General features: G+C 45.4%; 10 protein-coding genes. 8 read left to right on the top strand and 2 right to left on the bottom strand.

Annotated features, from left to right (window positions below; all coding sequences use genetic code 11):
• The 7 genes from LQ567_RS25905 to LQ567_RS25875 form a co-directional block, all read left to right on the top strand.
• Window positions 1-446: bacteriophage T4 gp5 trimerisation domain-containing protein (locus tag LQ567_RS25905; RefSeq protein ID WP_449586261.1), on the top strand; the 446-nt coding region annotated here is incomplete at its 5' end.
• A 1-nt stretch (window position 447) separates the two neighbouring features.
• Window positions 448-1,836, top strand: a complete 1,389-nt coding sequence (locus tag LQ567_RS25900) for a hypothetical protein (RefSeq protein ID WP_231008834.1) — start codon at window positions 448-450, stop codon at window positions 1,834-1,836.
• 125 nt (window positions 1,837-1,961) lie between these two features.
• Entirely contained in the window at window positions 1,962-2,525 is a 564-nt protein-coding gene (locus tag LQ567_RS25895; RefSeq protein WP_231008833.1) for a hypothetical protein, read from the top strand.
• A gap of 15 nt (window positions 2,526-2,540) precedes the next feature.
• Window positions 2,541-3,410 (top strand): hypothetical protein, encoded by an 870-nt coding sequence (locus LQ567_RS25890; protein ID WP_231008832.1) that lies wholly within the window; start codon window positions 2,541-2,543, stop codon window positions 3,408-3,410.
• Window positions 3,411-3,449: 39 nt separating this feature from the next.
• Window positions 3,450-3,926, top strand: a complete 477-nt coding sequence (locus LQ567_RS25885) for a DUF4280 domain-containing protein (protein WP_231008831.1) — start codon at window positions 3,450-3,452, stop codon at window positions 3,924-3,926.
• 4 nt (window positions 3,927-3,930) lie between these two features.
• Window positions 3,931-6,987 carry a hypothetical protein gene (locus LQ567_RS25880; RefSeq protein ID WP_231008830.1) on the top strand — a complete coding sequence of 1,019 codons (3,057 nt, stop codon included), beginning with the start codon at window positions 3,931-3,933 and terminating at the stop codon, window positions 6,985-6,987.
• Window positions 6,988-7,069: 82 nt separating this feature from the next.
• On the top strand, window positions 7,070-7,900 hold the full coding sequence (locus LQ567_RS25875; protein ID WP_231008829.1) for a hypothetical protein: 831 nt from the start codon (window positions 7,070-7,072) through the stop codon (window positions 7,898-7,900).
• A gap of 155 nt (window positions 7,901-8,055) precedes the next feature.
• On the opposite strand, the gene LQ567_RS25870 is transcribed toward LQ567_RS25875, so the two are convergent.
• Window positions 8,056-9,126 carry an Mrp/NBP35 family ATP-binding protein gene (locus tag LQ567_RS25870; protein ID WP_231008828.1) on the bottom strand — a complete coding sequence of 357 codons (1,071 nt, stop codon included), beginning with the start codon at window positions 9,124-9,126 and terminating at the stop codon, window positions 8,056-8,058.
• Between the two features lie 104 nt (window positions 9,127-9,230).
• Here LQ567_RS25870 and LQ567_RS25865 point away from each other — a divergent pair, with 104 nt between their 5' ends.
• Window positions 9,231-9,869: a carboxypeptidase-like regulatory domain-containing protein gene (locus LQ567_RS25865; RefSeq protein ID WP_231008827.1), complete on the top strand. Its 639-nt coding sequence runs from the start codon at window positions 9,231-9,233 to the stop codon at window positions 9,867-9,869.
• A 5-nt stretch (window positions 9,870-9,874) separates the two neighbouring features.
• On the opposite strand, the gene LQ567_RS25860 is transcribed toward LQ567_RS25865, so the two are convergent.
• Entirely contained in the window at window positions 9,875-10,153 is a 279-nt protein-coding gene (locus LQ567_RS25860) for a barstar family protein (protein WP_231008826.1), read from the bottom strand.

Raw genomic sequence — 10,153 nt, 5'->3', positions numbered from 1 at the left:
CGGGCTCGGGTACACATATCATCATCCGGGATCCCGGGGGCAATGAGATCTACCTGGATACTTCGGGCAAGAACATCACCATCACCGCTCCGGAAACCATGACCTTTAATGCAAAGAATATGCATTTTAATGTGGGAGAGAATATGACCAGCACCATCGGCAAAGATAAATCGGTGAACGTTGGGGCGAATCAAACCGTTTCTGTAGGTAAGGATCACGTCCATTCAACCGGGCGGTTGAACGCCGTATCCGTGGGAGGTGACAGCACATTAAACATCAGCGGAAAGCTTACGGAAATGATCGAGGGTGATGTACACTCCGAAGCAAAACAGGAACGCGTTGAAGCCAGCCACGGTGATTTTAACCTCAGCTCAAAGCAAAGTTTGCTCAAACATGCGCAGAAAGTGGTGCAGAACAACAGCGGCGAAAACGGAAAAGCCAACTAGCATGAGCAGAACCAGAATTATAAAAGGGGTCTATACCAAGATCACGCATGGCAATCACAATATGTACTCCCGGGAAAACATCAATTCCTTTGCGGGGAGCGTGATTAAGGAAAAGGGAGAAGATGAGGGCGTGAGCTACGGGGATCCGGAAGATCCGCCGGCACAGGAACTGAAAGCAAAATGTATTGTGCAATTTCGTCCGCACAATAAATACGACGGCGAATTTGGTTTTGACTGGGTGCGGCTGGGCGACACCGGTGCAAAGGGCGATACCTGGTACCGCGATATTTTGGGTGAAATGACGTATAAAAAGGATGCCGATGGGTATTGGGATTTTTGCTCTGCCAAATTCGTACAAAATACAAAAGACTACGACCGGTTTGTAATGGAATTTGACCGGTTTACGGTCCCCTGGAAAAAGAATGGTAAATATCCCTTTATATACACCATCCCCTTTTTATCGCTGTTGCCAACCTATACGGCAAAACTGAACCTGAAAGTAGAAGTGGAAGAGGAACCTGAAAAATATGAGCTGGAATATGAAAGCAGCTATTTTGATGTTTCACTGCTCAAAGAGTTGCCTGTTCAGAAAGGGAAACATGATCTCCCGGACGCAATGGAAATAAAATGTAACGCATATTTTGAAACCGATCAGAAGATCAATGTGTACGCGGTAAAGGAAGATTATAAAGAACTGGCGGGCAGGATCCTTGTAAAAAAGAATGACCGGAAATTTCATAAAAATATTAGTGTTCTGTTCGTAAAGGTACAGTGCCCTACAAAAAAGGGATCAACGGCCGGGGAAGCGGAAGTGCTGAAGAAATTTATGCGGCAGGCATACGTAAACGTGAACCTGCAAAATTCCGTTCTGGATATGCCGGCTGACTATAATTTCGGCGAATGGTATAACGACTACCGGAAAGGAGGGTCGGAGGACCTGATGCACGAACTGAACAGGCTGCTGAGAGCAAAGAAAGGCAAAACGGGTAAACCGTTCGGCCATATGTTTGATTCATTCTTTAAAGTGTTTTTTCTTCCGGATACATGTATGGTTGAAAGCTGCGGCGGTAAAGGCTGGGTGTTGGGACATTCGGAAGACATTCCGAATGAGAAATTGAAAAAAGGCGGATCCCGGTTCAGTATCCTGGTATTTGATAAAAAGAAAACAGCCGCTGAAACCAAATCGTCAACAAAAGTGGATGAAAGTACGGTGGCCCATGAAATAATGCACTGTATTGGATTTATGCATACTTTTTTGAACCAGAGCAAGTATACGTTTGATGAATACACCACCGATAATGTAATGGACTATTATTCTTCCAAGACAAAAATAATTGCAAAACAATTATACAAATGGCAATGGGATCAACTACACAGAAGCTTACCCTGACAGTGAAGCGATTTCTTTTTATAGTGATCTGCGGCTTATGTATAAGTTGTAACGGCCAGGCAAAGCCATCGGGAGAAAGCAGACCGCCGGTACAACACACAAAAAGCAGGTCAAAAAATACTGTTATGAAGAAATTTGATATCGATGAATTTGAGAAAAAAATAAAAGATAACCCGGAGTACGAGGGATATACGACCCCCGACGGAACGGAGATTACGGAATATTACCGCCTGCCACCCGAAGCGCCGGACCTGGATGCATTCGACAGGAGCAAGGTACTGGCGTACACCCGGATTGAAAAACAGCCGGACGGGTACCAGGCGGCTTATCAGTTTAATAATAAAGGCAACCTGACCGCTGTTTCATATTATTATTCCACATCGCTTGAAACCGGTACCTGGCAGCAATTTGATGATGCCGGAGCCGTTGTGAGTGAAATAGATAAAGACAAAGAATACGCTTTTGGATTACCGGAAGTGATCGGATTTGGAAAAAAGCACCGGGTGGATTTTGCAAAAACAGGACGTATCAAAAGAGGATACGATCCGGTTTATAAAACAAATGTATGGGAGCTGCGCTGGGCAGTAGATGAGCGGGGGGCAGCACCCTATCAGCAGGTTTTTGTGTTAGACGGTACTACGGGAAAAGTGCTCAGCGAAAAGAAGGAAGGGCCACCCCGTCGTCTTTAGCGCGCGTTCTTTTAAATGATAAAACAGATCAATAGTTTTTCAGGAGTGAATTCGGTTTATAAGAGAAAGTTATTTATTTCAAACCTTACCGGTTTAAGCGATCGCAGCTATGGTGTTTCGGTAAAATACTATAAGGGTACAGCTGCAGATCCCTTTAAGCGGATCGATTATGAAGCTACCATACGGCTGGCGGAACATCAACAGGGCTGGCTGATGCGCCTCGAAAAAAAAGACCTGTTCTTTAACCGGCATGAACCGGATACGGTCAGCGAGCGGTTCGCGGATCTTGTTTCCCGGTCCTTGTACCCGGTAGAAACCGTGATCGACGGCTGGGGTACTCAGGTAACGGGAATCGTAAACCATGAAGCGATCATCAAACGATGGCATGAAAACCGGCAGGAGCTTTTAGATAAATACAGTGGCCCGGTTGCAGATGATTTTATAACAGTGGTAGACCAAAGAATAAAAAGCAGTGCGGTTATACAACGATCCATGAGTTATGACCTGTTCTGGAATTTGTTTTTTCATCCCAAGTACATGGCCTATACGGAAACGTATATACAGCCCGTAGCTCTTTATTTATCCGTAATTCCCTACAAAGCCCCTGTACGGTTTCCCGGAACCCAAAAGATCATACCACAGATAACCGATTATGGTTCGATCATGGTGCAATTTGTTTCGGAAGCGTTGGAGGCCCCGCAGGAATTGCTTCCGGGGCATCAGAAGGAAACGCCCTGTTATATGCAGTTGACTGCCGATTTTGATCTGGACAAGGAACATCATTTTGCGATGCATACCCGGGCCTTGCTGGAGATTTATGAAAAAGCAGGACGATATACAACGGTGCCGCTACAGAAAATCGAATTTACCATGTACCAGCTTTAACAGCGGTATGTGCAATGCTAAACAATAAAAAAACCGATTATGGCCCAAAAAGAAAAAGTGGTACACGGAGCACTGTGTAAATGCCAGTTTGGTACCACACCCGATAAACTTGCGGTGCTTACCCATAAAAAATGGTATGCCAATGACAGCGCGGGAAAGGAAAAATTACTGGCCACCCATAAGGATATCGGCATTCCTTTTCAGAACAAGACCTTTGGCTCCTGTAAAAAGATGAACAATAATGCCTGTGTTCCGGCCATAACCAAATGGGAGGGATATTATGAGAAAGAAAAATATGATCCTCCGGGAGGCTATGTGCTCACAGAAGACTGTAAAGCTACCTGTGCGGTAGCCGGAACGGCCTGTATTGAAATGATCAAAAGCGGACAAACGGGGCAACCAACAAAGAAGAACATGGAAAATGCAGATGAGGCGTTGCAGGCGCAGGTAAATCCGTTGGTTAACATGAAGGAAATGGACCGGAAGGACCCGTATGAATTTTTAAATATAAAGTAACCTCATGGGCAAGGTAATAAGATGCAGGTTTGACAACGCCCTGTTTGGCGGCAATACCTTCATGGATCAGCTGAATAAGGGCTATATATCGAAAGGGCAAACCCTGTCGGTAAAAGAAGGATCCCGGATGAAGTTTTATGTGGATGAGAGCTGTTTTGATAATGCGGTTGTGTCGAAGGAAACAAAATGGGCATTTATTTATGAGCAATATTATAACAGCGGCAATGCAAAAACCTTCAATGCGCTCTGGGCCGATATAGGCGGTGAAGGCAACACGCAGCATCAGGCGGCTGCGGATAAAGCACCGGATGTTGGCGAGCTCATGGCAAAGAAGGACCCCAATGCACCCGTTGCAGCAATGGGGATCGGTACGCAATATAAAACAGGAACGGAGTTCTCTATTTCGCCGGCGGGTGCTAATTATTACTACGGGTTTAAACAACGGGTGGTGGTATTTACGGATAATCCGGAACAGGAATTTTACTTTTTTATCATACCCTATACCGATGCCAATATTACTTACGCGTATTTTGATAAAAACATCCGGCCGTTCCGGTTTGGCGATATTGTGAGCCTTACCATTTGCTTTCACCAGTACCCCGATTATGTTGCAGGCAAGGACCGCTATTTTGCAAATGTGTACCTGCTGGATAAAGATGATGCGGCGGCATTCACCACCCAGAAAAATGCTTCCGGAGCACTGGAAAGTCAAACCAGCGCGCTTACGAAAGCAGATTTGTTTGAGGGGAAGCATAAGAAAATAACATTGAAGGCCAGCGCGAGCAGCAATAATATCAATACATACAGCATATTGAATTTTCCACTGAGTTTAGAATGGCGCGACCGGAATCCGGGCAAGAAGCAACGGTACTTTGTGCCGGTAGTGGAGATTTTTAAGGTGGAAGAAGGCGTGATCTTTGATTCGGATACATTGGTCGATTACCGGAATTTTGCGGAAGTGCCTACATCGGGGCTGCTGCAGTATGATCAGAAACTGATCGGTGTGGAAGCCGTTAAAACCTACCAGGATCAGCCCAATAGTGAGATCCTGGTGGAATATGAAACAACCGATGAAATACTTACCCGGGTAGAGCGGGAAAAAGGGGAAATGATCCAGTATATCGGGGATATCCAGTATACCCGTAAAGAATACAACCCCTGTGCGTATTCGGTGATCCAGGTAAAGGAAGGTACGGGCGCGCCGGTGGTGATCTTTGATGAATTTAAATTGAAAGCGGGTGTTGAAGACAAAACGGAGCAAACCGCTTTCTATATTGTGGCCGGTGAAAAAGAAAAGAAGACCGTAACCGTTACCGCAAAGTATAAAAAGAGTGCCGGGGAACCGGAGCAATCCATTCATATAGGCGGCAAGTATAAATGTGAGCGCATCTTAAACGATGGCAGGGAGCATAGCAGCAGTGAGGAAGTGTTTAAGATGAAATGGATCGTGGGACAAATGAAGCCGTCAAAAAAAACGGGTGTTTATATCGAAAACTTTCTGAACTATTACCGGCCCAACCTGCTGGCCCCATCCAATGGCTCAAAAGCCAGCATTTTAAATCCGGTAAAGCCTGAAAAAACATATAAGGACGACCAGGAGGCCAAAGGCGTACCGGTATCAACGGCCGAACAGGAAAAATACCAGGCAGTGACGGTTGCCGGCGTGCAGGGCTTATTGGACAGTGACTATTCCATCAGCGGCGATTCGATCACTTTAAAGCTGGCGTATAATTTTTATAAAACATACGACAACGAGGTGCTGGACTATCTGGCCACGCAGGAATATTTCGAGGGCGGCATCCTGTCCAGCAATTTTAAAAATATCTGGATTGTCCGGTACCTCTTAAAGCTTATTAAAAAAGAAACATTAACCCAAACCTATTTTGTTCCGGTTACCACCTGCCGTTATCCCAATCAGATCGCATTGATCAAAGTATACCCGTCGATGAAATGGGTGGTGAATTTTAACTATGGGATCAAAACCCCGCTGTTTTACGCGGCAACCACAGAGCTCACCGAGCACTATAGCCGGTTTAACGAAGGAAAGATCAACACCAGTAACAACAATACCCGGAAGGATATTGCAGATAAACTCATCTCCAACGGTTTGCAGCGCTATGTAGGCCGCAACACCACATTTGGGCTTTATGTGGAATGTGAAGTGGGCGCTGGAAACGTGATAAAGCTGGGGGATGAGTTTGGTGCCAAATTCAGAACAATGCTGGCGCCGCTTATATGGATTGCAGACAAGCTGGACGGTGACATGGGAATCAGTGCCGCAAGGGGGGAAGAAGTGCGGTTACGGGCTACGAACCGGGGCCTTCTTGCCCGGTTAAACCGGCTGCCGATGAGTTTTACCCTTGACCTTCCAAAGGTTGGTGTAGGTGTGGGCATTCAAACACTATCTGAAAACGGCAAGGTGACCTATGAACTCGACGGGCACCTGATTGCCGATCCCATTATTGAAGCCAAGGTAAAGCTGGATGTGTTAGCTTTGGGAAGTAAATTCAAACCCTGGGGCGCAATTATTGATGCACTGGACCTGGCAAGCTGGCTGGCAAACCTGTTTAGCGGGGGAAGTTTGGAAATCAACTATGAATTATATGTTTCTTTAACGGCTAAAATCCGTTTGGTGGGAAGCGATTCAAAAGATGGCGCTACAACCGAGGCCAGGGTGAAATATAATTTTCTCAGTAAGAAATATTCGGGCACCGTTGCCTTGCAGGGGGTATTGGAGGGCGCCATTGTTTTTAGTGCCAGCCTACAGTATAAATTAAATTATGAAAAGGGGCGTCAGGTGTCATTGATGGACGATGGTGAAAAAAAGAAAAAAGCGTTTGAACTGGGAATAGAAATTGAAGGGAAGGCGATGGTGGCCTATACCGTTGGAAAGGAATTTGGTAATGGCGGAAACTGGGATACCGATTTTTATTTTTCAGGATTTACCTTGAGTATAAAGATCAAAGCCGGTGGATTTAATAAAGAAGAAAAGGACCTGCCATTAATTCCCAAGCTGGACAAAACAATAAATATCTTTAAAAATGCTGCTGAATACAAATAATAATCTGTTGGTATTACTGCTGTGTGGCGTATTATATCCCATGATTTTTAGTTGCAGGGAACCGAATCAAAAAACAAACAAAATGGAACAACACAAATTGTATGGAATTGAATTTAATCTGCCGGTGCCGTCGGAGGTTTTGGTGAACGATATGCCGGTGAGTAAGAATTTTGTGTCGGGTACGGTTGGTCCTGAATTTATTAACCAGTATATACTGGACGCCGGTAAGCAGCGCGTCAGGATCAAAGTAATGCATCCCTTTTTAAAAGAGGGCGGCCTGTTTACCGGCACGCAACTGAAGAAGCTCACAGAAAATATCCAGGTGCAGTTGGTGGATGTACATCAGGATTATAAAGTAACCCCGGTTGCGCCGCTGCATTTTCCGGAAGTAAAAGAACCGGTGCCTTTTTTTGAATATGAATGGACTTTTGATGCCGGTGTTGATTACAGGATCCAGGGATGGAAAAATTCCACAGACCTTAAGAAGATCGATGAAAACCTGTTAACGCAGGAGGTGCTTACTGCCTACCAGCGCTTGTATACCGAATTGGACAAAGGAGATACAGGCGCATTCCAGGATGAAATAAAACAGGCCGAGCAGGAGCTGTTTAGTTCCAATTATTATTCCAAAGAGAAAATTGCGGAGCATCAATCCAATTGTAAAACGTTTTACTCAAATCACAAAGGCCGTATGCTCCCTATTGAAAATTACCGGATGGTTTTTTATGCAAACGGAAAAGCTGTTGCGCTTGAACGGGTGGATGAAGCATATGCCGGCCTGGGTGTGCTGATTGCAAAGGGAACGGAAGAAAACGCCTATTATACCAATTCTGTCGTGTTGCATAAACCATCGGCCAACGCGCCTTTACAGGTGTTGCGGATTAATTCGGAGTATATAAAAATGCATAAATAACTGCCTGTATTTTTTTAATCAGATGGATAAGCCGTATTCCACCCCGTATCTGTTCAGGTCATTTTGAGTAGCGGGAAAAAGAAACCAGTGCCCGGTTAAGCAGGGTTCATTATTGAAGCCGGTCTAAACGTTGGTTAAGGTGTGATTGATCCTGCTTATTGTCTCGATGTTTTTTCTGCAAAGCGGGTCACTTCCCTTGCAAAGGATTTAAAGGCCGCCTTGGTTATTTCATCATCGCTCATCATTACCGGGATACCGATATCACCTCCTTCCCGGATACCCTGTACCAATGGTATTTCGCCCAGGAACGGGAGATCATATTCACTGGCCAGGCGCTTTCCGCCTTCCTGACCAAAAATGTAGTACTTGTTATCCGGCAATTCTGCGGGGGTAAAATAACTCATATTCTCTACTAACCCGATGATCGGTGCATTCAATTGCGCCTGTCCAAACATGGCAATCCCTTTTTTGGCGTCAGCCAGGGCTACATCCTGGGGTGTGCTTACAATAACCACACCGCTTACATTTGCGATCTGCATCAGTGTAAGGTGAATATCCCCGGTGCCGGGCGGCATGTCTACGATCAGGTAATCCAGTTCACCCCAATCCACATCGGTAATAAACTGTTTGATGGCACTGCTGGCCATGGGGCCCCGCCATACCACGGCCTTGCTTTCATCTACCAATAAGCCGATGCTTAAAAGTTTGATGCCAAATCGTTCCAGGGGCACAATCATCCCCTTCCCGTTTACATCTTTCATCATCGGACGCTCGCCCCGCACACCAAACATAATGGGAACGCTTGGCCCGTAGATATCGGCATCCATCAGTCCCACTGCGGCTCCGGATTGAGCGAGGGCAAGGGCGAGGTTGGCGGCAACCGTACTTTTTCCCACGCCACCTTTTCCGCTTACTACTGCAATAATGTTTTTTACGCCGGGCAATACCCTGGCCGGTGCCTGGGCTGCGGCCTGTGCTTTGGGCGCAGCGCTGCCAAATCCGACCTTTACCACGGCTTTTTCATTCACCTGTGCTTTAATGGCCTGTATGCAATCTGTTTTTACTTTTTCTTTTAACTGTGCATCCTGGCTGGGCAGGTCGATATTGAAGGAAATATAATATTTTTCGATCACGAGGTCCTTTACCATTTCAAGCGCCACGATATCTTTATGAGACCCCGGAATATGAACCGTACTCAATGCCTGTAAAACAAGTTCGTTTGTCATTTTTTTACTAAAGCTTATGTTAAATTCACTACAATCCGCAAAGTTAAACATCCTAATGGGCATTTTGTTGTCTTATTTACAAATCGTTACTTAAATTTGAGGCTGTGAAGAAAATAATCATACCGGTTATTGTTTTATTATTTATCATCCCATCAACTGCGAATGCCCAGTTTGAGAAGGCGCGTGATTCGGTGATCCAGCTTTTTGGTATCGTAATGTCTTCCGACAGCCTGTACGGGATTCCTTCTGTTAGCGTTACGGTGAAGGGTTCTGCGCGTGGTACCATTACCAACAGCGATGGGGTGTTTTCGATTGCAGTACTGAAAGGCGATCAGATTGAATTTTCACACGTCACTTACAAGCCCATCATAAAGCCCATTCCGCGCGACCTGGAGGGCAATCAGTATAATATGGTCGTATTAATGACAGAGGACACGGTGTACCTGCCTGCAGCTATTATCCGGCCCCGGCCTACGCCGGAACAGTTTGCCCGTGATTTTGTAAATGTGCGGGTAGCGGATGACGAAATGGAGATTATCCGGAAAAATAATACGAAGGAAATGCAGCGCGCTATGTTAAAGAAAACCCCTTATGACGGGCGGGAGGTAACCAATATGCAGCTGAATATGATTTCTCAGAAAGCCCGTTACCAGGGACAAATACCACCGATGAATATCTTTAATCCTGCCGCCTGGTCCGAATTTATTAAATCCTGGAAGCGGGGCGATTTTAAGAATAAATAAACGGTTTAAGGTTTTTGAAGATAGTACTCAAAGATGAGTTCATCCTCCAACGAAGCAGCTGCGTCTTCAAATACCGCAATGATGGCATCAAATTTTTCCAGCTGACCCAGCGATAAGTTTACAAACCGGATGGTAACCGGGAGCTCAATATTACCTGTGAGCATATCATAAAGGGCATCCAGGTTATTACCAAAAAATTCCGGAAGTGCCAGTTGCTTTACCGCCGTTTTGTAAAAGTCTTCTTCTGTTCCGATCCGGTCAAAATCAAAAATGATTTCTTTCAT

The sequence above is a fragment of the Niabella pedocola genome (assembly GCF_021044425.1).
GTDB lineage: Bacteria > Bacteroidota > Bacteroidia > Chitinophagales > Chitinophagaceae > Niabella > Niabella pedocola.
The sequence above is the reverse complement of the archived record's forward strand: the minus strand, read 5'-3'. Positions and strand labels throughout refer to the sequence as shown.